Origin of the sequence: Cupriavidus sp. 30B13 (genome assembly GCF_049059565.2) — a bacterium.
Lineage (GTDB): Bacteria > Pseudomonadota > Gammaproteobacteria > Burkholderiales > Burkholderiaceae > Cupriavidus.
This window is the reverse complement of sequence record NZ_CP188223.1, coordinates 1,732,587-1,757,713: the sequence shown is the minus strand read 5'-3', so window position 1 is coordinate 1,757,713 and position 25,127 is coordinate 1,732,587. Positions and strand designations below refer to the sequence as shown.

Genomic DNA, 25,127 nt, shown 5'->3' with positions numbered 1-25,127 from the left:
GGTGTTGGGTTCAGGCCGCGGCGCGCTGCGCGCCGCCGGAAGCGCCGCGGCGCGCGCGCGAGACCGCGTGCCGCGCCGCGGCGCGGCCGCCGACCAGGCACTCGGCCAGGTTGCCGCCGGCCATGTAGAGATGGCCGAAGGCGCTGCCCAGCTCGCCGGCCGCGTACAGGCCCTCGATGGCGTGGCCGCGCACGTCCAGCACGCGCTGGCAGGCGTCGTGCACGGGGCCGCCCTGGGTATTGATCACGAGCGGCCATACCGGCGCCACGTAGAACGGCGGGCGCGCCAGCGGCCGCATGGTGGCGGGCGGGCGGCCGAACGCCGCGTCGTGGCCGCGCGCGCAGGCCGCGTTCCACGCCTGCACGGTGTCCGCCAGCGCCGGCGCGGGCACGCCGGCCAGCTCCGCGAGCGCGGCCAGCGAAGCGGCCTGCCGGAAGATGCCCAGTTCGAGCTCGCGGCGGTTGTCCGCGCTCCATTCGAACGACTGCTGCGTGTCGTGCGCCACGAAGCGGCCGAGCGGGTACATGGCGAAGCCGTCCGCGTCCAGCACCATCAGCGCGGGCAGGCGCGTGTTGCGGCCGTGGTTGCCGTCGAGGTGGGAGAAATGGCGCACGCCGGTGTCGCCGGGATACGGCTCGTATTCGTTGGCGAAGCGCCGGCCGAGCTGGTCCACCAGGATCCACGGCATCGCCGGCAGGTGCGCGGTCGGCAGCCCCGGGGTCCACATCGGGAAATTCTTGACGTAGAGGCCGTAGGGAAACGCGGGGTCCGGGTGGCGAAAGCCGTAGGGCCCGTGGAAATGCCACATGTGCCAGAGGTCCGCGCCCAGCTCCTGGGCCATGCGGATGCCGTCGCCGGTATTGCCGAGGAAGCTGCCGTTGAGCACCTGCGCCGGCTCCAGCCAGTCGCTCTGCATGCGCGCGCTGGCCTCGAAGCCGCCGCAGGCCAGGATCACGCCCTGCCGTGCCTGCACCGAGAGGCTGCCGCGCGCGTCCTCCAGCGCCGCGCCGCGCACCGCGCCGTCGGCATCGCGCACCAGCCGCGCCACGCGCGTGGCGGTCAGCACCGACACCGGCCGGCGCTCCACGTGCGCCTGCAGCAGGCCGAAGAAGCGCGCCCCCGCGGGCGACACGTCGCGCACGCGCTGCGGCACCGGATGCCGGAACGCCAGGCCGGCGGGCAGCGCCTGCACCTCGGCATAGCCGAGCGCCTCGAAGCCGTCGAACGGGTAGTTGCCGGGCGCCGGGCGCAGCACCAGCTCGGCGCCGATGTCGCGCGCCAGCGCCGCCAGCCAGGCGGGAAAATCGTGCATGCCGTCGGCCAGCACGCGCAACACGTCGTCGGGCGTGCGCTGGCCGCAGGTATGGCGCAGATAGGACAGCGCCGCGCCGGCGTCGAAGGCCATGCGCGCGCCGCCCGCCGACACCACCGACAGGCCGCCCGGCGACGGCATCTTCTCCACCAGCAGCACCTCCGCGCCGGCGTCCGAGGCCTCGATGGCGGCCGCCGCGCCGGCCGCGCCATAGCCGACCACCAGCACGTCGCACGCCAGGCTGCGCGCGCTCATCGCTGGCGCGTGGAATCGAACGCCTGGCCCAGCGCGGCGGCGCCGATGGTCTGATGCGTGCGGTCGTGGCCCACGTGCAGGATGTGGGTCTTCAGGTCGCGGATCAGCCGTCCCAGCGGATGATCGTCGAACAGCGCCGTGGAGCCGGTCAGGCGCCCCAGCGTGTCGGCCGCCAGCACCGCGGCCTGCGCGCAGGTGGACTTGGCGGCCATCGAGACCAGCTCGGCCCGCTGCACGTCCGGCTGCCGCCACGCGGCGATCGCGTGGTCCAGCGCCGCGGCGGCGGCCTGCAGCGCCACCTGCACCTCGCCCACATGGGCCTGCACGAACGGATCGGCCACCCGTTCCGGGAACTGCCGCAGCCATGCCAGCGACCATTGCAGGATGCCTTCGCCCATGCCCAGGTAGTTGGCCGTGAAGCCCAGGTGGAAACGGCCCTGCCAGCGGCCGCGCAGGTACTCGCCGGGCTGGCCCAGCACATGGCTGGCCGGCACCCTGACCTGCTCCAGGCGGATCTGCGGGCTGGCCGCCACGCGCATGCCGCTGGGCGCGTACCAGTCGTCGTCCTGCGAGACGCCGGGCATGCCGGGCTCCACGATCACCATCTGGTGGTTGGCCGCCATGCCGCCCTCGCCCTGGCTGCCGCCGGCGCCGTCGAGCGAGGTGAAGACGATGCCGTAGCCGCGCGCCACGCCATTGGTGGCGTACTGCTTGCGGCCATGCACGCGCAAGCCGCCCGCCTCCGGCGTGGCGGTGGTCTGGAAGCGCGCCGCGCCCGGAGCCAGGCCCGGCTCGCTGCCGATGAAGGAAAACAGGGACAGTTCGCGCTGCAGCGGCGCCAGGAAGCGCGCATGCTGCTCGGGCGTGCCGGCCTCCAGCACGGTCCACAAGGCGTGGTTGTGCACCTGCAGGCAATGCGCCGTGCCCGGCGACACGCGCGCCACGGTGCGGATCGCCTGCAGGTAGGTGGGCGCGGCGCCGGTGCCCAGGCGGCTGTCGGCGCCGCCCAGCGACTCGGGCAGGGTCAGGCGCAGCCAGCCGCCGTCATGCAGCTCCCGCAGGTTTTCCAGCGGCAGCGCGGCGGCCTCGTGCAGCGCGCGTTCGCGCGGCGCGAAGCGCGTCTCGGCCAGTTGCCGCAGCGCCTGCAGGTCCGGCTGCCGCGCCGTGGACGCGGCGGGTGGCGGCGCGTCGGGCAGGCCGGCGGCACGGGCGGGGTGGATTTCCAGAACGGCGGACATGGAGGGCGTCTTCTTCGATGCGGTTGCCGGGCGACAGGCTTGGCGCCCCGGGCAGGCTGGCAGGCGGCCGCCGTCTTGTCCGCGCCGCCGCGGCCGGCGGCGGAACAGGCAAGGCGAGGGGCAGGCCGATGGCGGCGCTCGGCCATGCGGCTCAGTCATGGACACGCATTGTGCGAACTCCGGTTGCGCACGACAAAGACCGATTTCGCATATCCATGGAAAGGCGCGCGGATATGCAAATGCGTAAATCGCGCTTCGGCCACGGCCGCGGATTGATTAACCTTGTGAACTCCTGGCGTCTGGCGCGGGCACGGATATGCCGTGGCGCCGGCCGCCCCGATGCGGCGCGACACGATGCCGGCCCGCGCAGCCATCCTCTTCCAGCCATCCCCTTCATCAGGCATGTCTCGAACCCAGTGGACACCTTCGCGCCGTCGCATGCCGTCCGCCCGCCGCCGGCGCCGGCGGCCCTTCCCAGCCTCGCCCATCCACCTCCGCCATGAGCAAAGAGATCCGACTCAACGCCTTCGCGCTGGCCGCGCCGTCCCATCTGTCGATGGGCCTGTGGCGGCATCCGCGCGACCGCTCGCTGGACTACAACAAGCTGTCCTACTGGACCGACCTGGCCCGCATCGCCGAAGACGGCAAGTTCGACGCGGTGTTCCTCGCCGACGGCATCAGCCTGTACGACGTGTACAAGGGCAGCGCGGACACCGCCATCCGCCGCGCCGTGCAGTTCCCGCGGCTCGACCCGATCCTGCTGGTTTCCGCCATGGCGCACGTGACGCAGCACCTGGGCTTCGGCATCACCAGCAGCGTCAGCTATGAGCCGCCCTACCTGTTCGCGCGCCGCATGAGCACGCTGGACCATGTCACCGGCGGCCGCGTGGGCTGGAACATCGTCACCAGCTTCGGCGACAGCGGCACCAGGGCCCTCAACGGCCAGGCCGCGCGCGCCCACGACGACCGCTACGACGTGGCCGACGAGTACATGTCGCTGGTCTACCAGTACTGGGAGGGCAGCTGGGAAGACGAAGCCGTGCTGCGCGACCGCGAACAGGGCATCTTCGCCGACCCGGCGCGCATCCACCAGGTGCGGCACGAAGGCGAGTTCTTCCGCAGCGAAGGCATCCACATCTGCGAGCCCTCGCCGCAGCGCACGCCGCTGCTGTTCCAGGCAGGCACCTCGGCGCGCGGCAAGGCGTTCGCGGCCGGGCACGCCGAGTGCGTGTTCATCAGCGCGCCCAGCAAGAAGGTAGTGAAGGACGCGGTCGACGACCTGCGCCGGCGCGCCGTGCTGGCCGGCCGCGACGCCGGCGACATCAAGGTGTTCCTGTCGCTCACCGCGATTCCCGCCGCCACCGACGAGCTGGCCCAGGCCAAGTACCAGGACTACCTGCAATACGCCTGTCCCGAAGGCGCGGCGGCGCTGTTCTCGCGCTGGGCCGGCATCGACCTGTCGCGCTACGGCCTGGACGACCCCATCGAGTACATCGACTCCAACCACATGCAGTCGGTGGTGAACAACTACACGCGCGCCGACCCGGAGCGCGTCTGGACCTTCCGCGAGATCCTCGCGCGCGTGGCCATCGGCGGCGGCAGCGCCAGCCTGCTGGTGGGCTCGCCCGCCACCATCGCCGACCGCATGCAGGAATGGGTCGACGACACCGGCGTGGACGGCTTCAACCTCGGCTACGCCGTCGCCCACGAAAGCTTCCGCGACTTCGTCGACCTGGTGGTGCCCGAGCTGCAGCGCCGCGGCGTCTACAAGCAGGACTACGCCCCCGGCACGCTGCGCGAGAAGCTCTACGGCCAGGGCCATGCGCGCCTGCCCGACAGCCACCCGGCCAGCCGCCACCGCCACGGCGCGCAGGCTCCCTCAACCAGCGCCAGCGCCGGCCACGCCGCGCCCGCACCGCAAGTCACCGCACCGTGAGCAAAGAAATCCGCATCAACGCCTTCGTCACCTTCGCGCCCAGCCACCTGTCGCCGGGGCTGTGGAAGCATCCGCGCGACAAATCGCTGCAGTACCACACCCTCGCCTACTGGACCGAGCTGGCCCGCATCGCCGAGCGCGGCCTCTACGACGCGCTGTTCTGGGCCGACGGCATCAGCACCTACAGCGTCTACGGCGGCTCCCACGACCCCGCCATCCGCGGGGCGCTGCAGTTCCCGCGGCTCGATCCGCTGCTGCTGGTCTCGGCCATGGCGCAGGTCACCACGCACCTGGGCTTCGCGGTCACCAGCAGCACGACCTACGAGCCGCCGTACCAGTTCGCGCGGCGCATGTCCACGCTGGACCACCTGACCAACGGCCGCGTGGGCTGGAACATCGTCACCAGCTTCGGCAACACCGGCACCCGCGCCGTGGGCCTGGGCGAGGCGCGCGCGCACGACGAGCGCTACGACGTGGCCGACGAATACATGGCACTGCTGTACAAGCTGTGGGAAGGCAGCTGGGAAGACGGCGCCGCCGTGCGCGACCGCGAACGGCAGATCTTCGCCGACCCCGCCCGCGTGCACGAGATCCGCCACGACGGCCAGTACTTCCACATCGAGGGCGTGCACTACAGCGAGCCGTCGCCGCAACGCACGCCGCTGCTCTACCAGGCCGGCACCTCCGGGCGCGGCAAGACCTTCGCGGCCACGCATGCCGAGTGCGTGTTCATCAGCGCGCCGTCGCGCAAAGTGATCCGCGACACAGTGCAGGACACACGCCGCCGCGTGGCCGAGCAGGGCCGCGACCCGGCCTCGGTGCTATTCTTCATGCTGCTCACGGTCATCGTCGGGCGCACCGAGGAAGAAGCCCGCGCCAAGCTGGCCGACATCGAGCGGCACGTGAGCCTGGAAGGCGCGCTCGCGCTGTTCTCGCGCTGGACCGGCATCGACCTGGCCGGGCGCGACATCGACGCGCCGTTCACCTACGAACGGAGCGAGGGCATGCAATCCACCGTCGAGGGCTTCACCATCGCCGACCCGGACCGGGTATGGACCATCGGCGAGCTGGCGCGCCACAACGCCATCGGCGGCAAGGGCCCGGTGCTGGTGGGCTCGCCCGCGCAGGTCGCCGACGCGATGCAGGCCTGGATGGAGGAAACCGGCGTGGACGGCTTCAACCTGAGCTACACCATCATGCCCGACTCGCACCAGGACTTCGTCGACCTCGTCGTGCCCGAACTGCAGCGCCGCGGCGTCTACAAGACGGCGTACCAGCCCGGCACCCTGCGCGAAAAGCTCTACGGCCCCGGCCGCGCCCGGCTGGGCAGCGACCATGCCGCCGCCCGCTACCGCGTGCCGGCCGCGGAGTCCGCCCCTTCCACCCCACCCGACCCGACCGCCCCTCCCGCCCCAACCGCCAGCCAGCAGCAAACCCGGCCCGCGCCGGCCGCCGGCACGGCCGCCGCCTGACCGCATGGACCTTATCTCGTGAACACTGTCGCCATTCCCCGCGTCGCCATCGTCGGCGGCGGCTTCGCCGGCATCGCCGTGGCCTTGCGCCTGCTGCGGCAAGCGCCAATGGCGCTGCACATCGACCTGATCGAACCCGCCGCCACGCCGGGCCTGGGCGTGGCCTACGGCACGCCGCTCGCCCAGCACCTGATCAACGGCGTGAGCAAGGCCATCAGCCTGTTCGAAGAAGAACCCGCGCATTTCACCGGCTGGCTCGCGCGCCAGGTGCGCGCCGGCGCCTGGGCGCCGCCGCCCGGGGTGGCGATCGAAGACAGCCTGCCGCCGCGCCGCCTGTACGGCGCCTACCTGCAGCAGACCTGGGCGGAGGAGACCGCGCGCCTGCGCCCCGGCCTGTCGCTCGAGCACGTGCGGGCGCGCGCGGTCGGCCTGCGGGCCACCGCGCACGGCTATGCGGTGTCGCTCGCCGACGGCCGGCAGCGGCTGGCCGACAAGGTGGTGCTGGCCACCGGCCTGATGCAGCGCCGCGCCGACCAGCTGCCGTTCGCGCTCGGCGACGCGGCCCGGCGCTCGCCCCGCTACGTGGCCGACCAGTGGGCCGGCGGCGCCTGGCACGAAGTCGCGCGCGACCGGCGCATCGTCTACCTCGGGGCCGGCCTGAGCGCGCTGGACGGCCTGATCTCGGCCGAGCACGCCGGCTTCCGTGGCGAGCACATGGCGATCTCGCGCACCGGCCTCGGCGTCAACGAGCGCCGCATGCCCGAACCCTGGCCCGACTTCCTCCACATTCCCGACGGCGGCCTCACGCTGCGCCAGCTGCTGCGCCAGGTCCATCCGCAGTTGCGCGCCATGGCGGCGCAGCGGCAGGACTGGCAGCGCATCGTGCCCACCCTGCGCCTGCAGGTGGACACGCTGTGGGCCCGCGCCAGCGTTCAAGAGCGCGCGCGCTTCGTGCGCAAGCTGCGCTCGTGGTGGGACGTCGCGCTGCACCGCTCGGCGCCCGAGGCGCTGGCCTGGCAGACGCGCGTCAAGGCCGGGGGCCGCTACCGCCATGCGGCCGGCACGCTGCTGGCCGTGGACACGCTGGCCGACGGCCGGCTGGCCGTGCGCTGGCGCGCGCGCGGCAGCGACGCGGTGCAGACCCTGGAAGCCGACCGCGTGGTCAACTGCCTGGGCTTCGCGTTCGACTGGACGCAGAGCCACGATCCGCTCGCCCGCGACGTGCTGGCCCGCGGCCTGGCGCTGCCCGATCCGCTCGGCTTCGGCCTGCAGGCCAACCGCGCGGACTGCGCGCTGCTCGACGCCGGCGGGCGGCCCCAGCCGGGCCTGCATGCGGTCGGCCATCCGCTGCGCGGCGTGTTCTGGGAATCCAACGCGGTCACCGAACACGTGCCGCAGGCGACCAAGGTCGCGCGATCGCTGATCGCCCAACTGGCGCGGCCCGCCGCGCACGCGCACGAAGACCGCGCCGGCGCCGCCGCGCCGGTGGCCGCGGGCTGAGGCGCCGCCGCGCGCGGCGCGCGGCACGGCGCCACCCGCATCCTCGCGCGGGTGGCGCCAAGAGGCCGCAACTGCCGCCAAAGGGAAACAACCGCGGGTAACCAATGCCGGAAGCCTCCGCCTGACCGGCGGGAGCGCGCCGACCGTTGCGCCGCGCGTTCGGAGCGGCAGGAGCGGCAGGAGACGATTCCCCGTCCCGATTGCCCACTACCGTACCGACTTTTCGCGTTCGATCTCCCAGACTCTCTGCGCGAGAGAGGAGGCATCGCCGGGAATTCCGCCGCGCCTGCCTCTACTTGCCAGCACTCAGGCAGTGCACACGCGGAGAAAAAATGAAAAACCTCAAAAGCCACGACGGGACCATTGCCGGGCCGGGATTGCGAACGGACAAGTCTGCCACCGGCCTGGGCGGGCTGGGGCGGTTTATGGCGGTGCTGGCGATCGCGCTGGCCGCAGGCTGCGGCGGCGGTTCCTCGGGCAACAACAACAATGCGCCAGGCAATCCGGACCAGGGCGGCACTCCGGGCGCGACCCGGCCCACGGTAACGCTGGCCGTTCCCGCGCCCGGCGCCACGGGCGTCGGCACCAATACCAAGGTCGTCGCGACGTTCAGCAAGGACATGAACCCGGCATCCCTCACCGCAGCGAGCTTCACCGTCACCGGCCCCGGCGCGGCGCCCGTCGCGGGCTCGGTCACCTACGTGGCCAGCGCGAAAAGCGCCGCCTTCGTCCCGGCCGCCGCCCTGCCCGCCGCCACCCTGCTGACCGCGACGGTGACCACCGGCGCCAGCGACCTGGCCGGCAATGCGCTGCTGGGCAACTTCGTGTGGACGTTCACCACCGGCTCGGCCCCCGACACGACGCGTCCCACGGTATCGCTCAGCGTGCCTGCCGCCGGCGCCGCCAATGTGGCGACCAACACCAATATCGCCGTGACCTTCAGCAAGGACATGGATCCGGCGACCATCAGCGGCACCAGCTTTACGCTGACGGGCGCGGGAGGCGCGCCGGTGGCGGGCACCGTTTCCTACGCGGCCGGGGCGAAAAGCGCGATCTTCACGCCGGGCGCCCCGCTGGCCGCGGGCACCGCGTTCAACGGCACGGTCACCACCGCGGCGGCGGATCTCGCCGGCAATGCGCTGGCCGGCAATTTCACGTGGACATTCACCACGGGCGCGGGCGCGGACACCACGCCGCCCACGGTCGTCTCCACCAACCCGGCCAACCTCGCCACCGGGATCTGCACCAACAAGTCGGTCAACTTCACCTTCAGCGAGGCGATGGACCCGCTTACCCTCAATACCGCCACCTTCACGCTCACCACCTCCGCCGCGCCGGCGGCGCTGCTGCCGGGCGTGGTCACCTACGACGTCCCGGGCAAAGTCGCCACCTTCACGCCCGGCGCCCTGACGGCCGGCACCAGCTACATCGCCACCATCACGACGGGCGCCAAGGATCTCGCGGGCAATGCGCTGGCCACCGGCGCGGCCACGACGTTCACCACGAATTCGTCGACCTGCGCCACCGCGCCCGCGCTGGGCGGCGCGGCGCCGTTCGGCTCGTTCGGGGGCAGCGCCACCGTGACCAACGACGGGCTGGCCACCGTCATCAATGGCGATCTCGGCGTCAATGCCGCTTCCACGACGATAACGGGACTGCACGACGCCGGCGGCAACGTCTACACCACCACGACCAGCAACGACGGCACGGTCAACGGGCTGATCTATACGCTGACCGCCCCGCCCGGCTCGGTCGCCGCGGCGGCCGTGACGCAGGCAAGCATCGGCGCGCTGGCCGCATTCAACGCGCTCTCTCCCGCCTCGCTGCCCGGCGGCATCGACATGTCGGACCCCGCGCAGTGCGCCAGTTGCGGCGGCATCGGCGACGGCGCCGACGAGCTTGCGGGCCGGACGCTGCCGCCCGGCGTGTACCTGTCGGCGCTCGGAACCTACGACATCGGCGGCGTCGGGCGGACCTCGGCCAGCCTGACCCTGGATGCCGGCGGCGACGCGAATGCCGTCTGGGTCTTCCAGACCGCCGCGGGCAGCGGCACCCTGAACGTCGGGCTCACCGGCCCGGCCACGCCGGCGGTGCCGATCCAGGTCCTGCTCGTCAACGGCGCCCTGGCCAAGAACGTGTTCTGGTACGTCCCGGGCGGCGCCATCATCGGCACCGGTTCCACCATGGCGGGCACCATGCTGGCCAATGCGGGCATCACCATCTCGACCACCGGCGGCACGCCACCGAGCGCCGTCGTCACGACCCTCAACGGCCGCGCGATCGCGCTGACCGCCGGGGTGACCATGGTCAACACCGTCATCAACGTTCCCGGCCAATAACCGGGATTGCCGCCGGCCGCCGGCGGCGCGCCGGCCGGAACGCCTGGCCGGCGCCCTCCCCGGGGAGCGCCGCCGGCGCCTGCGCGCAGGACACGCAGCCGGTTCCGGCCCTCCCCGGGGCGCTTTCGCAGCAGACTGGCCATTGGTCTTGCCATGCCGCCCGCCACCCAATACAATTGCGAACAATTCTCATTTAAATCCTGTTTAACGCAGACGCGGGCACCGCGCCGGTGCGATCATGTCAGCCGCCGATACCCATCTCCAGGAAGTCGAAACGCTCTACAGCCACCATCACGGCTGGCTGAAAGCGTGGCTGCGCCGCAAGCTGGGCTGCACCGAGCAGGCCGCCGACCTCGCGCACGACACCTTCCTGCGCATCCTGGGCGCGCGCCATGCGCCGTCCATGCTGGCGGAACCCCGCGCCTACCTGACCACCACCGCCAAGCGGCTGATGATCGACCGCGCCCGCCACGCCCGCATCGAACAGGCCTATCTGGCCGAGCTGGCGCTGGTGGCCGGGAGCACGGAGGGCGCCCCGTCGCCCGAGGCCATCGCGGTCGCCGTGCAGGTGCTGGCGCAACTGGGCAGCGCGTTGTCCGGCCTGCCGGACAAGGGGCGCGAGGTGTTCCTGCTGCACTACCTGGAAGGCGAGACCCAGCCGGCCGTGGCGAGCCGGCTCGGCATTTCCGTGCGCATGGTGCAGAAGTACCTGGCGCAGGCGCTGCTGCGCTGCCATCAGGTTCTCAACGGCTAGACCGGCCCGCATGCCCGCCGCGCGCCGCCAGCCCGTCCCCGACGACATTGCCGCCCAGGCCGCGGCATGGATCGTGCGCCTGAGCGCCGGCGACGCGGGCGCTTGCGAGACCGCCCGCGCCGGCTTCGAGGCATGGAAGCGCAAGGATCCGCGGCACGCCGCCGCCGCCGACAGCATGCAAAACGTGATCGGCCAGCTGCAAAGCGTGCGGGAGGCCGCCGGCGGCCATGCCGGCCCGGCTCGCGCGGCGTTCGGCGCCACCTTCGCCGGCGACGGCAAGCGGCGCCGCACCCGCCGCGCCGTGGCGGCGGCCACGCTGGCCTGCGCGCTGGCGGTGCCGGGGTGGCTGGCGCTGCAGGCCTATCCCCTCGCCTGGCTGGCGGCCGACATGCGCAGCGGCACCGGCCAGTGGGAAACCCGCACCCTGTCCGACGGCACCCGCATCACGCTTGGCAGCCACAGCGCGGTCAACCTGCGCTTCGACCCGCGGCGGCGCGCGCTGGAACTGGTCAGCGGCGAGATCCTGGTCGACGTGGCCCACGACCCCGGCCGGCCTTTCCTGGTCGAGACCGAGCACGGCACCATCCGCGCGCTCGGCACCCGGCTGGTGGTGGACCGCCGCGACGACGGCACCTGGCTGACCATGCTCGAATCGAAGGTGGCGGTGCAGGCGGGCGGCCAGCGCGGCGACCCGGCCGGCGCCGCCAGCGCCGTCATCGAGGCCGGCCAGCGGGTCCGCATCGCCGCCGGCGGCCTGGGCCCGGTCGAGCGCATCGACGCGCGCAGCGTGGCGGATGCCTGGAAATTCCACCAGCTGGTGGTGCGCGACCGGCCGCTGCCCGAAGTGCTGGACGAACTCAACCGTTACCGCCGCGGCCGCATCCTCTACGACCGCGCCCGGCTCCAGGACATCGACATGGCCGGGGTGCTGCCGCTGGACGATACCGACCGCGCGCTGCAGCTGCTGGTGGACAGCGTGCCCGCCCTGCGCGTGCGGATGCTGACGCCCTACCTGGTCTGGGTGGACGCCCCGGCGGCGGCCCGGTAGCGCGCGTCCGCGGGCGCATCCGCGCCGCCGCAAATTTCTTTCCACGGCAGGTTCGTGTTTCCCCGGCTCGCACGTCAATGCCTGCGTAGGCGACGAAAAACGGGCCACGGCCGGCGCCTGTCTTCGTTTTTCGTCCCGCCGCTACATGGAACGTCAACGAAGAGGAATCCCCGAGCATGCAGTCAGCCCACCCGACGCGCCGCCGCACCGTGGCCCGCACCCTTCGCCGCGCGCGCCCCAGCGCGCTGGCCATCGCCATCCAGCTGGCCATCGCCGGCGCCCTGGCCGCGGGCCACGGCACGGCGGCGCTGGCCCAGGGCGGGCGCGCCGCCGTCCGGTACGACATTCCCGCCGGCGCGCTCGCCGATGCGCTGAGCAGCTTCGCCGCCCAGTCCGGCGTGGCGCTTGCGCTGGAGGCGGACAAGCTCAGGGGCATGCGCTCGGCCGGGCTGCGCGGCAGCTACTCGGTCGAGGACGGGTTCAACACGCTGCTGCGCGGCAGCGGCTATGCGATCGGCAAGACCGCGGCGGGCTACGTGCTGGTGGCGTCCACGGCGCCGGGCCAGCCGGCCGCGCCGAGCGGGCCGGCCGCGCCGGCCGCCGACATCCCGCTTCCCGCGGTCACGGTGACCGCGGAGTCGCGCGACGCGACCACGCAGGACACCGGCTCGTACACCACGCGCGCCCTCACGCTGGGCAAGAGCGAGCATGCCCTGCGCGAGATCCCGCAGTCGGTCAGCGTCATCACCCGCCAGCGCATGGACGACCAGAACATGACCACGGTGCGCGACGCGCTGGCGCAGACCACCGGCATCACGGTCCAGGTCAACGAGAATCCCTACCTGAACAACCAGTATTTCGCGCGCGGCTATGCCTTGTCGGCGGAGCTGGACGGCATTCCGTCGACCACCTCGCTCAACGTCGGCGCGCCGCAGTTCGACCTGGCGATGTACGACCGCATCGAGGTGATCCGCGGCTCCGCCGGGCTGCTGGAAGGCTCCGGCGAGCCGGGCGGGCTGGTCAACTTCGCGCGCAAGCGCCCGCAGCGCGACTTCCAGACCTCCGGCAGCGTCTCGGTCGGCTCCTGGAACAACTACCACGCCGACGCCGACATCACCGGCGCGCTCAACGCCGACGGCTCGCTGCGCGGGCGCGCGGTGGTGGCCGGCACCGACCGCGACTACTTCTACGACCATTCGCACAGCCGCTCGGGCATGCTCTATGGCATCGTCGAATACGACCTCGCGCCGCGCACGCTGCTGTCGGTCTCCGGCACCGTGCAGCACGACGAGAACCAGGGCATCCTCTCGATGCTGCCGGCATACGCCAACGGCGCGCTGCCGGCCATCCCGCGCCGCTCGAACCCCTTTCCCGACTGGACCCACACCAACCAGGACACCGAGGAAGTCTTCGCCGAGCTCAACCACTTCTTCGAGAACGACTGGCGCTCGCGCGCCAGCCTGCGCTACCGCCGCACCACCACGGATGCCAAGTACGTCGGCGTCTTCGGCGGCGTGGACCCGGCCACCAACCAGACCAACTACTTCCCCGCGGCCGACAGCACCGCGTTCAGCTGGCTGGCGGCCGACATCAATGCCAGCGGACCGTTCCGGCTGCTGGGGCGCCAGCACCAGTTGCTGTTCGGCATGAACTACGACCGCCTCGACAGCCGCGACGGCTACTCCAACGTGCCGTCGGACACCATCGACTTCTTCGCCCTGTCGCACCTGCCCGAGCCGGCGCTGCCGCTGACCGGCATCTACAAGGTGCGCACCGAGCAGTTCGGCGTCTATGGCCAGGCGCGGCTGAAGATCCTCGACCCGCTGACCGCCATCCTGGGCGGGCGGCTCACCAACTACCAGCAATACGTGGGCCTCGGCGACTTCGGCACGGAACCGGCGATGCCGCGCTCGCCGGGCGGCGTGGACCACAAGTTCACCCCCTACGCCGCGCTGATCTACGACCTGGGCCGGCACGTGTCGGTCTACGCCAGCTACTCCGAGATCTTCGTGCCGCAGTCCCAGCTGACCGCGAGCGGCTCGCCGCTGCCGCCGCGCACCGGCCGGCAGTACGAGGCCGGCGTGAAGGGCGAATTCATGGGCGGCCGCCTGAACAGTTCGGCCGCGGTCTTCAAGCTGACCGACCACAACCGCGCCTACTACTCCAGCGACACCTTCTTCTACAGCGCCGCCGGCCGCGCCGACATCCAGGGCTTCGAGACCGAGGTCAGCGGCTCGCCGCTGCCCGGCTGGGACCTTTCGGCCGGCTACACCTACCTCAACGCCCGCTACGAGACGGACCAGGACAACCTGTCCGCGGTCACGCCGCGGCACAACCTGAAGTTCTGGAGCAACTACCGCTTCCTGGCGGGCAGCCCGCTCGCCGGTTTCAGCGCCGGCGCGGGCGTGCTGGCCTCCAGCGCGCTGACCAGCGGCAATATCCGCGTGCCGGGCTACGCCACCGTGGCCATGCAGGTCGGCTACAAGGTCAACCGCAACTGGTCCGCCACCCTGAGCGTCAACAACGTCTTCGACCGCAACTACTACCAGTCGCTCGGCTACTACGGCCAGCCGCGCAACGTCATGCTGACGGTACGGACCCGATACTGAACGCTTGCAGGCCGCACGTCCCGCCAATACAATTGCGAACAGTTCTCATTTAATTTCGCTTAAGAAGAATGGCCGGGACGCAGCACAGGGCGCCCTGGTCACTTTTCCTCGCGGGCGTCCAGCACTTGCGCGGAGCAGCCATGTCGGCGGCCGATACTCACCACCAGAAAGTCGAAGCCCTTTACTGCTATCACCACGGCTGGCTCAAGGGATGGCTGCAGCGCAAGCTGGGCAATGCCTTCGACGCGGCCGACCTGGCGCAGGACACCTTCATGCGCGTGCTGGGCCGCCCGCTCGAGGCCCATGCGGCCCGCGAGCCGCGGGCGTGGCTGACCACCATCGCGCACGGGCTGGTGGTCGACCATATCCGCCGGCGCGCGGTGGAGCGCGCCTGCCTGGAGGCCATCGCCGCGCTGCCCGAGGCGTGCGCGCCGTCGCCGGAAGCGCGCCACTTGCTGATCGAGACGCTGGTGCAGGTCGACGCCCTGCTCGACGGGCTCAATCCCAGGGCGCGCAGCGCCTTCCTGCTGTCGCGGCTGGAAGGCCTGAGCTACGCGGAGATCGCCGCGCGCCTGCGCGTGTCGCTGAGCTCGGTCGAGAAATACATGGCCACCGCCATCCGCCACTGCCTGGCGGCGCGCGCGGCATCGCTGCCTTGAAGCGCCGGCCGGCCACCGCGGCGGCCGCCGGCGCGCCGCCGTCCCACGCGCCCGGCCACGCGCCGGACCACGCCATCGACCGGGCCATCGACTGGGCCGTGCGGCTGGAGTCCGGCACCGCCACCGACGCCGAGCGCGGCGCCTGCGCGGCCTGGCGCGCCGCCCATCCCGCCCACGAGACCGCCTGGCAGCAGGTGCAGCAGATCGAGCAGGCCTTCCGCAGGTTGCCCGCCGGCCAGGGCACGCTGGCCCTGGACGCGCTGCAGTCCGCGCAGCGCCTGCAGGGCGACGGGCGCCGCCGCGCGCTCAAGCTGCTCGGCACGGCGGCCATCGGCACCGTGCTGGCCGCGCTGGCGGCGCGGCTGCTGCCGTGGCAACAGCGCGCGCGCTACGCCGCCGCGGTGGGCGACCGGCGCAGCGTGATGCTGGCCGACGGCACCCGCCTGCAACTGAACACGGACTCCGAGGCCGAGGTCGTCTTTTCGCCGCTGCGGCGCCTGATCGTGCTGCGGCACGGCGAGCTGTTCGTCGACACCGGGCGCGACGCCGATGCCGTCGCCGGGCGCCGGCCGTTCTGGGTGGAGACCGCGCAGGCGCGCCTGGAAGCCATCGGCACCCGCTTCGGCGTGCGCCGGTCGGCCGGCGAGACGCGGCTCTACGTGGTCGAAGGCAGCGTCGCCATCCATGCCGACGACGACGGCGCGCCGGTCCTGGCGCGCGCCGGCGACACCTTCCTGATCCCGGACCAGGCAGCCGCGCCGGTGCGGCTGCGCGACCTCACCTTCACGCCCGAGGCCTGGACCGGCGGCGCCCTGGTCGCCAAGCAGATGCGGCTCGATGCCTTCGTCGCCGAGCTGGCGCGCTACCGCGGCATGCCGCTGCGCTGCGATGCGGGCGCCGGCGCGCTGCGCGTGTCCGGCGTGTTCCAGCTCGACGGCCCCGATCCGGTCGGCCGGGCGCTGGAAGTGCTGGCGGCCACCCTGCCGCTGCGGGTGGTGCAGCAGCCCGGCGCGACGCTGCTGGTGGCGCGGCACTGAAAATTTTCTTGCGCGCGGATTACGGGTTTTGGCGGCCTCGTCCGGCAGACGGGTGACACCACCTGAAACCGAAAGGACCCGCCCTCCATGCGTACCCGCTTCCGCCATCCCGGCCATCCCCCTCGCCACGGCATCGCCCCGCCCGCCACGGCGTCGATCGCCGGCGCCGCCCGCGCGCTGCTGCTCGGCGCGGCGCTGGGCCTTGCCGCGCCCATGCCCGCGGCGCGGGCGCAGGCCGCGGCGCCCGCGCGCCTGTCGCTGCGCATCGCCGGCGGCAGCCTCGAGGATGCCCTCAACGCGTTTGCCCGCCAGGCCGGCATCACCTTGTCGTTCGATCCCGCGCTGGTCGGCGGCAAGCGCGCCGCCGCGCTGTCGGGCAGCTATACGGTCGAGGAAGGGCTGGCCGCGCTGTTGGCCGCGCACGGCCTGGCGGCAAGCCGCACCGGCGGCGGCTGGACGGTCCACGCCGTGCCCGGCCAGTCCGAGGCCATGCTGCCGCAGGTCACCGTGCGCGACGCCGCGGCGGCCGAGTCGCCGAACGGCCCCGGCAACGGCTACGTCGCCCGGCAGAGCGCGGCCGCCACCAAGACCGGCACGCCGGTGCTGGAAACCGCGCAGTCGATCTCGGTCATCACGCGCGACCAGATGGACGACCAGGGCGTGATCAACGTCAACCAGGCCTTCCGCTACTCGGCCGGCGCGGTGACCGACTTCAACGGCGCCGACACCAAGGGCGGCACCTACCTGAACATGCGCGGCTTCCCGGCGGAAACCTACCTGGACGGCCTGCGCCTGGTGACCGGCACCTTCGTGCCGGCCGCCTACGACCCGTACATGCTCAACCGCATGGAGCTGGTCAAGGGGCCGTCGTCGGTGCTGTTCGGGCAGATCTCGCCCGGCGGCTTCGTCAACTACGTCAGCAAGCGCCCCACCGAGGAGCCGGTCCACGAGGTCTACACGCAGTTCGGCAACTTCGGGCGCATCGGCGCCGGCTTCGATTTCGGCGGCCCGCTGGACGCGGACCGCCGCTGGCTGTACCGCGTGACCGGCGTCGCGTTCGACAGCAACACCCAGGTCGACCAGACCAAGGACAACCGCTTCGCGCTGGCGCCGTCGCTGACCTACCGCCCCGACAGCGCCACCTCGCTGACGCTGCTGGCGGATTTCCGCCGCGACCCCAACATGGGCTTCTGGAACAAGCTGCCGGCCCAGGGCACGCTGCTGCACAACCCGGCCGGCCAGATTCCCTACAGCTTCTATTCCGGCGACCTGGGCTTCAACAAGACCGCCAGCTCGCAGGCCTCGATCGGCTACGCCTTCGAGCATGCCTTCAACGACGTGCTGACGGTGCGCCAGAACCTGCGCTACCAGCACCTGAGCTTCGCCTTCGACAGCGTCCAGGGCGACAGCCTGTCCGGCACGACCATGGTGCGCGACAAGTTCATGGACGACAACTGGCTCAACACCTTCGTGGTCGACAACCAGGCGCAGGCGAAATTCAGGACCGGCGCGCTGGACCACACCATGCTGGTCGGCCTCGACTACCAGTCCACCGTGGCGCACGACACCGAGGCCGACGCGGACGCGCCCACGCAGGACATCTTCAACCCCAACTACCACGCCGCGCTGCGCGACTACACCGCGGCCGACTTCTACATCCGCAACCGCCAGCGCATCAGGCAGCTCGGGCTGTACGCCCAGGACCAGGTCAAGCTCGGGCGCTGGCGCCTGAACCTCGGCCTGCGCCAGGACTGGTCCAGCACCGCCACCGACGATTTCATCGCGCAGAGCGCGACGCGGCAGTCCGACCGCGCCTTCACCTGGCAGGCCGGCCTGCTCTACCTGTTCGACAGCGGCATCGCGCCGTACGCGAGCTACACGACCTCGTTCCAGCCCACGCTGGGCACCGACGCCTACGGCTCGCCGTTCGTGCCCACGCGCGGCAAGCAGTACGAGGTCGGCATCAAGTACCAGCCGCAGCACATCGACGCGCTGATCACCGCCTCGCTGTTCGACCTGCGCCAGCGCAACGTGGTCACGCAGGACCCGGACAACCCCAACAACCGCATCCAGAGCGGCGAGGTCCGCTCGCGCGGCGCCGAGCTGGAAGCGCGCCTGAACCTCAGCCGCGAGCTGCGCGTCATCGCCTCCTACACCTACACGCACGCGGCGGTGGCGGCGTCGAACGACGGCGACGCCGGCAACCGCATCTTCGCCATCCCGCTCAACGCCTTCGCGCTGTGGGCCAAGTACGACTTCCACCGCGACGCGCTGGCGGGGCTGGGGCTGGGCCTGGGCGTGCGCTACACGGGCAGCACCTACGACCAGTCCAACACCCTGCACGTGCCGCCGTTCACGCTGTTCGACGCCGCGCTGACCTACGACCTGGGCCGGCTCGCGCCCGCGCTGCATGGCGTGAGCGTCGCCGTGAACGCGCAGAACCTGTTCAACCGCCACTACGTGCAGTCCTGCGTCAACGGCTGCTACTACGGGCTGGAGCGCACCGTGGTGGCCACCGCCAGGTACCGCTGGTAGCGCGGCGAGGCCGGCGACGCAGGCGATGGCCGGGCGCGTGCATCGCCCGCGTCACCTGCCCGCATCACCTGCCCGCGGGCCGGCCGGCGCCATGCCGGCTTACCCCTTCCACCGGTCGGGCTACGCGTGCCAGCGGCGGCAACATGCGCTATCGTTCCGGGGCAGCGCGGAGCGCGGGGCGAAATTCCTCGCCCGGAGCAGGAGCGCGCGTGGCTTAACCTTTTCCTGGGGAGCAACTCAGATGTCCGAATTCCGTTCCGAAACCGACTCGATGGGCGCCATCGACGTCCCGGCCGACCGATACTGGGGCGCGCAGACGCAGCGCTCCACCATCAATTTCCCGATCGGCGTGAGTCGGTTCCGCTGGCAACGGCCGGTCATCCGCGCGCTGGGCATCCTCAAGCGGGCCGCGGCCGAGGCCAACGCCGAGCTGGGCGAGCTGCCCAAGGACCTGGCCGCCCTGATCGTGCAGGCCGCCGACGAGGTCATCGCCGGCAAGCTCGACGATCACTTCCCGCTGGTGGTGTTCCAGACCGGCTCGGGCACGCAGTCGAACATGAATGCCAACGAGGTGATCTCCAACCGCGCCATCGAGATCGCCGGCGGCGTGCTGGGCAGCAAGACGCCGGTGCACTCCAACGATCACGTCAACCGCGGCCAGAGCTCCAACGACACCTTCCCCACCGCCATGCACATCGCGGTGGTGGAGCAGATCTACACCAAGCTGCTGCCGGCGGTGGAAGCGCTGCGCGACACGCTCGCGGCCAAGGCCACGGCGTACAAGGACATCGTCAAGACCGGCCGCACCCACCTCCAGGACGCCACGCCGATCACGCTGGGCCAGGAGATCAGCGCCTGGGTCGCGCAGATCGATTTCGGCCTGAACGCCGTCAAGACGGCGCTGCCGGGCCTGCTGGAACTGGCCATCGGCGGCACCGCGGTGGGCACCGGCCTGAACGCGCATCCGCAGTTCGGCGCGCGCGCGGCGGCCTACATCGCCACGCTGACCGGCCATCCGTTCGTCGACGCGCCCAACAAGTTCTTCGCGCTGTCGGCGCACGACGCGCTGGTGCAGACCTCGGCCGCGCTGCGCACGCTCTCCGGCGGGCTGATGAAGATGGCCAACGACGTGCGCTGGCTGGCGTCGGGCCCGCGCTGCGGCATCGGCGAGCTGAACATTCCCGAGAACGAGCCGGGCTCGTCGATCATGCCGGGCAAGGTCAACCCGACCCAGTGCGAGGCCATGACGATGGTGTGCGCGCAGGTGTTCGGCAACGACGCCACGGTCGCCTTCGCCGGCAGCCAGGGCAACTTCCAGCTCAATGTGTACAAGCCGGTGATGGTGCACAACGTGCTGGAAAGCATCGAGCTGATCGCCGACGCGTGCCTGGCCTTCGACGAACACTGCGCGGTCGGCATCGAGCCGAACCTGCCGAAGATCGCCGAGAACCTCGACAAGAACCTGATGCTGGTGACGGCGCTGAACCGCCATATCGGCTACGACAAGGCGGCGGCCATCGCCAAGAAGGCGCACAAGGAAGGCCTGACGCTCAAGGCCGCGGCGCTGGCGCTGGGCTACCTGAGCGAGGAAGACTACGCGCGCTGGATCGTGCCCATCGAGATGACGCACCCGAGCGCCTGACACGCCCCGCATGCGGGGCCGCGGCCGGGGCGCCTCAGCGCGAGCGCTCCGGCACGCGCCCGAAGATGTCGTGGCGCCGGGCCGCCGCCGGCAGCGGCCCGGCGCCGCCCTGCATGCCTTCCACCTCGATGCGGATGATGCCCGGCTGCCCGCGCAGGCCTTGCGTGCCGAGCCAGTGCAGCAATTGCTCGTACATCGCGGCATCGCTGACGCGCAGCGCAAAGCCGCCGGCGCCGTCGGTCACCACCAATGCCGCATCCGGACGCGCGCCGGCACGCAGCCGGTACAGCGCCCGGCCGCCGCCGGTCCGGTGCCGCGCCAGCAGGCCGTGCCGCTCCAGCTCGCGCACCGCGCGGTAGACGCTGGCCATGCTGGTGCCCTGCCCGGCCAGCACGAAGCGGGCGAACAGGGTCTCGGCGTCGGCCTGCGCGCAATCCGGTGCGGCCAGCGCCTCCAGCACCAGCATGCGTGTGCGCGTGGCGCGCAGGCGCGCATCGGCAAGCCGCTGCGCGGCGGACGGCCGGTCCTGCCGCTCCGGCTCATTGCGCTGATTGCGCTGATTGCGCTGATCCATAAGCACTCCTGACGTGGGACCGGGCCGGCCCGGCCGCACGGGGGCCGGCGCCGGCGCTTGCGGCGAGGCGCGGCTCAGGCCCGCGCGCGGCGCCGCCACAGGGCGGCCAGGCCCAGCGCTGCCAGCACGGCGGGCGCGAGCGGCCCGCCTCCCTCCGAACTGCCGCCGGCGGCCGGGCCGCCACCGCTGCCGGTGTCCGCGCCGCCCGCGGTGCCCGTCACCGTGACCGAGCGCGCCGCGCCCGGCGTGCCGTCCGCGCCGGTGCACGCAAGCGTGTAGACGTTCTCGCCCTGCCCCACCGTCACCTGCTCGCTGCCGCTGGCTGCCTTGCTGCCGCTCCAGGCGCCGCTCGCATTGCATACGGTGGCGTTCTCGCTGCGCCATGACAGCGTCACGCGGCCGCCGGCGGCCAGCGACGCGGCGGACGCCGTGAGGCTGCCGAGCACGGCCGACGGCACCGGCACGTCGATCGAGAACACGGTGCCGTAGCCCGGCACCAGATCGCTGCCGTCGAGCGCGTCGGCGCCGCCGCCGCCCGCGCGCGTGGCGCCGTACAGCTTCTGCACGCCGCCGGCCACCGGACCCGCCGACAGCCCCACCGGGCGCGCGCCGTCGCGCGCCACGTCGAAGCGGTGCAGCACCTCCACCGCGTCGTCGGCGCGGTCGGCGGCGGCGCCCACCTTGATGCGGAACACGGTGCCCGCGCCGATCGCCACGGTGCCCGCGGTGGAGGCCGGCAGCGTGTTGATGCGCGTGGCGTCGCGCGAGGTGGTGCCGTAGATGTTGCCGTCGGCCGCGCGCACCAGCGTGCCCCACGGATTGGCGCCGCCGCCCTGCGCGGTGCCGTCGAGCGCGGCATCGGCGCGGAAGCGGTGGATCACCCGGAAGCTGGCCGGATCGCCCTTGCGCAGGCGCCACACCGCGCCGCCGTCCTTGAGCGGGTTGGTGGTGGTGCCGTTGTAGAGGCTGGTGCCGTACAGCCACTCGCCGTCCTCGACCAGCCCGGTCTGGTAGGTGTCGCTGGCATAGGCATAGCCGTCGCGCGTGCCGGCGAACGTGTGCAGCACCTCGATCGTGCTGGTGCCGTCGCCGCGCATGTCGGCCGCGCGGATGCGGAACAGGGTGCCGGCCGGCACGTCGGTGGACGGCACCAGGTCCGGGTCGCCGCCGGTGCCGCCGGTGCTGGCGGTGACGCCGTACAGGGCGTTGTCCGCCGTGCTCCACACCGCGGCGGCAAGGCCGTCGCCCCTGGTGTAGTAGGTCTTGGAGCGGCCGCCCGTGACGACCACCTTGAGGTAGGCCGGCAGGCGGAAGTTGACGATGCGCTCCACGCTTTCGTCCGCGTTCATGCGCCACACGCCGGTGGCCGCGCCCGAGAAGTAGACCCGCCCCTCGCCGTCCACCGCGGCCTGGCCGCGCGCCTGGAAGGTGGAGTCGTAGAACGGCTGCTGGTCGGCGCCGCGCGGCGCGATGGGCGTGGGCACGCCGCCGTCCAGGCGCAGCAGCGCGCCCACGCCGAACAGCACGCTGGCGTAGTGCTGCGCCTCCACCAGCGAGGCCGAGGTGCGGCCATAGATCTTGCCGTCGGGCCGCTGCACGAGGTTGCCGTAGGCCCAGCCGAAGTCGCCCAGCGGCAAGGCGCCATAGGCGCGCGTGGCGGGATCGAGCACGTAGGCCACGCCCTGGAACAGGTAGCCGCCGCTGCCGATCCGGGGCATGCCGTCCTGCGTGGTGCCGTAAAGCTTGCCGTCGCTGCCATAGAGCGGCGGCGCGAACGGTGCGTTGCCCACCGGCTGGCCGGCGGCGCCGGCGAACCGCGCCAGCACTTCGGGGGCGAAGCCGGCCGCCATGGCGGCCGGCGCGGCGGCGGCGGCGCACAGCGCGCAGGCGATGGCGCAAAGCGCGGGCGAGGTATGGCGCGCAACGGATTGGCGGCGCATGGAATTCTCCTTGATGACGGTCGATGGATGGCCGGGCCGGCGCGGGCCGGCGGGCGTGGCAATGCGGATGCGGCGAACGTGCCGGATGGGCTGGCGCGGCATGGCTCAGCGGCCCCGGCGCGCGGCGCGGCGGCGCCACAGCGCGGCCGCGCCCAGCGCGAGCAGCGCGAGCGGGCCGGCCGCGCCGCCCCCGCCGTTGCCGTACGACACCGAGTTGCCGTCCTGCGCCGTGGCGGGCGCGTTGATGCGCAGCGTGGCGATGGCGGATACCTTGGCGCCCGCGTCGCCGTCGCAGCTCAGGCTGTAGTAGTAGACGCCGGTGGGCTTGGCGAGCTGGATGCTGCCGCTGCCGGCCACCGGGCCGGTCCAGTCGCCGGCCGACGACGCGGCCACGCAGTTGGTGGCCAGGTAGCTGGTCCAGGTCAGCTCGGCCACGGTGCCGGCGTCGCCGCCGGCCGGGGTGACCGTCAGGCTGACACTGGCCGGCTGCACCGAGCCGTCGAGGCTGACCTGGAACAGCGTGCCGTACACGTCTTCCTCGATGGCCTTGCCGGAGCGGTTGGTGTAGCCGGCGCCGCCGAACAGCGTGGCGCCGTACAGATTGCCGTCCGCGCCCGCCGACAGGCCGACCGGCGCCTTGCCGTCGACGGCCTTGTCGAAATCGTGCAGGTGCTCGAAGCCGCCGTCGCTCACCGCGCCGCCGGCATCGGCCCGGATGCGCTGCGGCACGATGCGGTACAGCGTGCCGTTGCCCACCGGGCGCTCGAGCTGGTCCGGGCCGCACAGCGACACGATGGTGCAGCGCGGGCCGTCGGAGAACGCCTGCCAGCTATGCTTCGCCCCGCCCGCCAGGGTGGTGCCGTAGATGGCGCCGTCCTTGCCCAGCACCAGCGGGCCGCGCGGATTGGCGCCGTCGCCGTCGCTGAACACGTGGAGCAGTTGCAGGCCGCCGCTGCCGTCCTTGCGGATGCGGTAGACCGTGCCGAACGGGCGCGGGCCGTCATGGTGCGGATAGGCCTGCAGCGGCGCGCGCGACCAGGCGCTGCGGCCGCTGTAGGTGCGGCCGCACTGCCCGGCCTCCAGCCCGGTGCTGGCGTAGCGCGCGGCCGCGGGGGTCGCCGCCGACAGGCAGGAGCCCACCGAGGTGGTGCCGTACAGCCAGCCGTCGCCGCCGTCCACCACGTAGGCCAGCGCCGGCTCGGCGCCGTTGTTGCCCGCATCGCGCAGCCCCGGGTGGACGGCGGGAAACTCGCCGTCCTGCAAGGTGAACGCATGCAGCACGGCAAAGCTGGACGGATCGGCCGGGTCGACCCGGTACAGCGTGCCGGTGGGCGTGGCCGGCGCGGCCGGCGTGGCGGCGGCGCCCGGCATGCCGCGGCGGTAGCCGGTCACGCCGTAGAGCCAGCCGTCGGTGCCCAGCGTCAGCCCGTTGGGCAGGTGCGGCATGCCGTCGGCGCCCGGCGCGAACTCGTGCACCACGGAAAAGCCGCCGTCGGCGCCGAGGCGGAAGATGCGGCCATTGCCCTGCGGGCCCATGTCGACGCCGTACACGTTGTCGCCGGCATCCGCCACCAGCACGCCCAGCGGGTGCACCAGCTGCCCGACGGTGGCGGCGATCAGCCGGCCGTTGGCGCCGTCGAACTCGGTGCGGTACAGCGCGCCGGCCTTCACCACGCCGCTGTCGTTGAAAACGTCGAGCCGCCTGGCCGGCACGATGGCGCCGACCAGGCCGCCGTCGCGCAGCCTGACCAGGTTGCCGATCCCGATGCCGCCGACGACGTCGAAGGCGCCGCCGCCGTCCAGCGGCATGCTGGTGTAGCCGAGCTGCAGCGCGTCGCGCAGGTTGGCGGCGCGGTAGTGCGTGTTGGCCGAGGGCGGCAGCAGGAACAGGCCCGGCACCGCGTTCAGCCCGCGCGGCTGCCGTGCGTCGGACAGGGTGCCCGTGCCGTACAGGAAGGCGCCGGTCTCGCCGCGCGCGTACAGCGGCGGCGCCGACGGATAGCGCACCGGCGGCCAGCCGGCCAGGCCGCCGCTGCCCGCCTCCTCTTCCTCGGCGTAGTAGTGGAACGAGGTGACGGGCGTGACGCGCACCGTGTCGAGGGCACGGGCGGCGGCGGGCAACAGCGCGCACAGGCACCAGAGGCCGGACGCGAGGGCGCGGCGCATGTGGCGGGCGTGGCGGGCGTGGCTGACGAGAACGGAACGCAAGGATGGCATGGTCGCGGCGGGATGGCGGGTCGGGCGGTGAAGGGAAGCGCGGCGCACGGGCATGGCGCG

At 72.4% G+C, this 25,127-nt stretch carries 16 protein-coding genes; 11 read left to right on the top strand and 5 right to left on the bottom strand.

Going from position 1 to position 25,127, the window contains the following annotated elements; all coding sequences use genetic code 11:
- Nucleotides 1-10: 10 nt before the first annotated feature.
- Both ACKI2N_RS08135 and ACKI2N_RS08130 read right to left on the bottom strand, forming a co-directional pair.
- A complete protein-coding gene (locus tag ACKI2N_RS08135; RefSeq protein ID WP_426990730.1) occupies nucleotides 11-1,567 on the bottom strand; it encodes an FAD-dependent oxidoreductase in 1,557 nt (518 codons plus the stop codon).
- Entirely contained in the window at nucleotides 1,564-2,805 is a 1,242-nt protein-coding gene (locus ACKI2N_RS08130; protein WP_420994974.1) for an acyl-CoA dehydrogenase family protein, read from the bottom strand. The genes ACKI2N_RS08135 and ACKI2N_RS08130 overlap by 4 nt, the downstream gene beginning before the upstream one ends.
- A 499-nt stretch (nucleotides 2,806-3,304) precedes the next feature.
- Between ACKI2N_RS08130 and ACKI2N_RS08125 the strand changes: the two genes are divergently transcribed.
- The 11 genes from ACKI2N_RS08125 to fumC all read left to right on the top strand — a co-directional run bounded on the left by ACKI2N_RS08125 (nucleotide 3,305) and on the right by fumC (nucleotide 20,336).
- Nucleotides 3,305-4,741 carry an LLM class flavin-dependent oxidoreductase gene (locus ACKI2N_RS08125; protein ID WP_420994976.1) on the top strand — a complete coding sequence of 479 codons (1,437 nt, stop codon included), beginning with the start codon at nucleotides 3,305-3,307 and terminating at the stop codon, nucleotides 4,739-4,741.
- Nucleotides 4,738-6,213, top strand: coding sequence for an LLM class flavin-dependent oxidoreductase (locus tag ACKI2N_RS08120; RefSeq protein ID WP_420994978.1), 1,476 nt, complete (start codon nucleotides 4,738-4,740; stop codon nucleotides 6,211-6,213). Before ACKI2N_RS08125 ends, ACKI2N_RS08120 begins: the two co-directional genes overlap by 4 nt.
- 18 nt (nucleotides 6,214-6,231) lie before the next feature.
- Entirely contained in the window at nucleotides 6,232-7,713 is a 1,482-nt protein-coding gene (locus tag ACKI2N_RS08115) for an FAD/NAD(P)-binding protein (protein WP_420994980.1), read from the top strand.
- A gap of 332 nt (nucleotides 7,714-8,045) precedes the next feature.
- Nucleotides 8,046-10,052 carry an Ig-like domain-containing protein gene (locus tag ACKI2N_RS08110; protein ID WP_420994982.1) on the top strand — a complete coding sequence of 669 codons (2,007 nt, stop codon included), beginning with the start codon at nucleotides 8,046-8,048 and terminating at the stop codon, nucleotides 10,050-10,052.
- 238 nt (nucleotides 10,053-10,290) lie between these two features.
- On the top strand, nucleotides 10,291-10,806 hold the full coding sequence (locus ACKI2N_RS08105; RefSeq protein WP_420994984.1) for a sigma-70 family RNA polymerase sigma factor: 516 nt from the start codon (nucleotides 10,291-10,293) through the stop codon (nucleotides 10,804-10,806).
- Nucleotides 10,807-10,816: 10 nt separating this feature from the next.
- Nucleotides 10,817-11,854 carry a FecR family protein gene (locus ACKI2N_RS08100; protein WP_420994986.1) on the top strand — a complete coding sequence of 346 codons (1,038 nt, stop codon included), beginning with the start codon at nucleotides 10,817-10,819 and terminating at the stop codon, nucleotides 11,852-11,854.
- A 176-nt stretch (nucleotides 11,855-12,030) separates the two neighbouring features.
- Nucleotides 12,031-14,463: a TonB-dependent siderophore receptor gene (locus tag ACKI2N_RS08095; RefSeq protein ID WP_420994987.1), complete on the top strand. Its 2,433-nt coding sequence runs from the start codon at nucleotides 12,031-12,033 to the stop codon at nucleotides 14,461-14,463.
- Nucleotides 14,464-14,603: 140 nt separating this feature from the next.
- Nucleotides 14,604-15,122 (top strand): sigma-70 family RNA polymerase sigma factor, encoded by a 519-nt coding sequence (locus ACKI2N_RS08090; RefSeq protein ID WP_420994988.1) that lies wholly within the window; start codon nucleotides 14,604-14,606, stop codon nucleotides 15,120-15,122.
- Nucleotides 15,119-16,159, top strand: a complete 1,041-nt coding sequence (locus ACKI2N_RS08085) for a FecR family protein (protein WP_420994989.1) — start codon at nucleotides 15,119-15,121, stop codon at nucleotides 16,157-16,159. The genes ACKI2N_RS08090 and ACKI2N_RS08085 overlap by 4 nt, the downstream gene beginning before the upstream one ends.
- Before the next feature lie 87 nt (nucleotides 16,160-16,246).
- Entirely contained in the window at nucleotides 16,247-18,694 is a 2,448-nt protein-coding gene (locus tag ACKI2N_RS08080; protein ID WP_420994990.1) for a TonB-dependent siderophore receptor, read from the top strand.
- A gap of 241 nt (nucleotides 18,695-18,935) precedes the next feature.
- Nucleotides 18,936-20,336: a class II fumarate hydratase gene (gene fumC / locus ACKI2N_RS08075; protein ID WP_420994991.1), complete on the top strand. Its 1,401-nt coding sequence runs from the start codon at nucleotides 18,936-18,938 to the stop codon at nucleotides 20,334-20,336.
- A 34-nt stretch (nucleotides 20,337-20,370) separates the two neighbouring features.
- Here the strand turns inward: fumC and ACKI2N_RS08070 are convergent, their stop codons facing one another.
- From ACKI2N_RS08070 to ACKI2N_RS08060, 3 genes are all read right to left on the bottom strand, one after another.
- Nucleotides 20,371-20,910 carry a Fur family transcriptional regulator gene (locus ACKI2N_RS08070; protein WP_420994992.1) on the bottom strand — a complete coding sequence of 180 codons (540 nt, stop codon included), beginning with the start codon at nucleotides 20,908-20,910 and terminating at the stop codon, nucleotides 20,371-20,373.
- 74 nt (nucleotides 20,911-20,984) lie between these two features.
- Nucleotides 20,985-22,850, bottom strand: coding sequence for a choice-of-anchor tandem repeat GloVer-containing protein (locus ACKI2N_RS08065; RefSeq protein WP_420994993.1), 1,866 nt, complete (start codon nucleotides 22,848-22,850; stop codon nucleotides 20,985-20,987).
- A 105-nt stretch (nucleotides 22,851-22,955) separates the two neighbouring features.
- Nucleotides 22,956-25,016 (bottom strand): choice-of-anchor tandem repeat GloVer-containing protein, encoded by a 2,061-nt coding sequence (locus ACKI2N_RS08060; RefSeq protein WP_420994994.1) that lies wholly within the window; start codon nucleotides 25,014-25,016, stop codon nucleotides 22,956-22,958.
- Between the last annotated feature and the right edge of the window lie 111 nt (nucleotides 25,017-25,127).

What these genes read in the sequence shown, in the direction of transcription:
- ACKI2N_RS08135 (WP_426990730.1), bottom strand. Translation starts at nt 1,567, where the DNA reads ATGAGCGCGCGCAGCCTGGCGTGCGACGTGCTGGTGGTCGGCTATGGC.
- ACKI2N_RS08130 (WP_420994974.1), bottom strand. Translation starts at nt 2,805, where the DNA reads ATGTCCGCCGTTCTGGAAATCCACCCCGCCCGTGCCGCCGGCCTGCCC.
- ACKI2N_RS08125 (WP_420994976.1), top strand. Translation starts at nt 3,305, where the DNA reads ATGAGCAAAGAGATCCGACTCAACGCCTTCGCGCTGGCCGCGCCGTCC.
- ACKI2N_RS08110 (WP_420994982.1), top strand. Translation starts at nt 8,046, where the DNA reads ATGAAAAACCTCAAAAGCCACGACGGGACCATTGCCGGGCCGGGATTG.
- ACKI2N_RS08105 (WP_420994984.1), top strand. Translation starts at nt 10,291, where the DNA reads ATGTCAGCCGCCGATACCCATCTCCAGGAAGTCGAAACGCTCTACAGC.
- ACKI2N_RS08100 (WP_420994986.1), top strand. Translation starts at nt 10,817, where the DNA reads ATGCCCGCCGCGCGCCGCCAGCCCGTCCCCGACGACATTGCCGCCCAG.
- ACKI2N_RS08095 (WP_420994987.1), top strand. Translation starts at nt 12,031, where the DNA reads ATGCAGTCAGCCCACCCGACGCGCCGCCGCACCGTGGCCCGCACCCTT.
- ACKI2N_RS08090 (WP_420994988.1), top strand. Translation starts at nt 14,604, where the DNA reads ATGTCGGCGGCCGATACTCACCACCAGAAAGTCGAAGCCCTTTACTGC.
- ACKI2N_RS08080 (WP_420994990.1), top strand. Translation starts at nt 16,247, where the DNA reads ATGCGTACCCGCTTCCGCCATCCCGGCCATCCCCCTCGCCACGGCATC.
- fumC (WP_420994991.1), top strand. Translation starts at nt 18,936, where the DNA reads ATGTCCGAATTCCGTTCCGAAACCGACTCGATGGGCGCCATCGACGTC.
- ACKI2N_RS08070 (WP_420994992.1), bottom strand. Translation starts at nt 20,910, where the DNA reads ATGGATCAGCGCAATCAGCGCAATCAGCGCAATGAGCCGGAGCGGCAG.
- ACKI2N_RS08065 (WP_420994993.1), bottom strand. Translation starts at nt 22,850, where the DNA reads ATGCGCCGCCAATCCGTTGCGCGCCATACCTCGCCCGCGCTTTGCGCC.
- ACKI2N_RS08060 (WP_420994994.1), bottom strand. Translation starts at nt 25,016, where the DNA reads ATGCGCCGCGCCCTCGCGTCCGGCCTCTGGTGCCTGTGCGCGCTGTTG.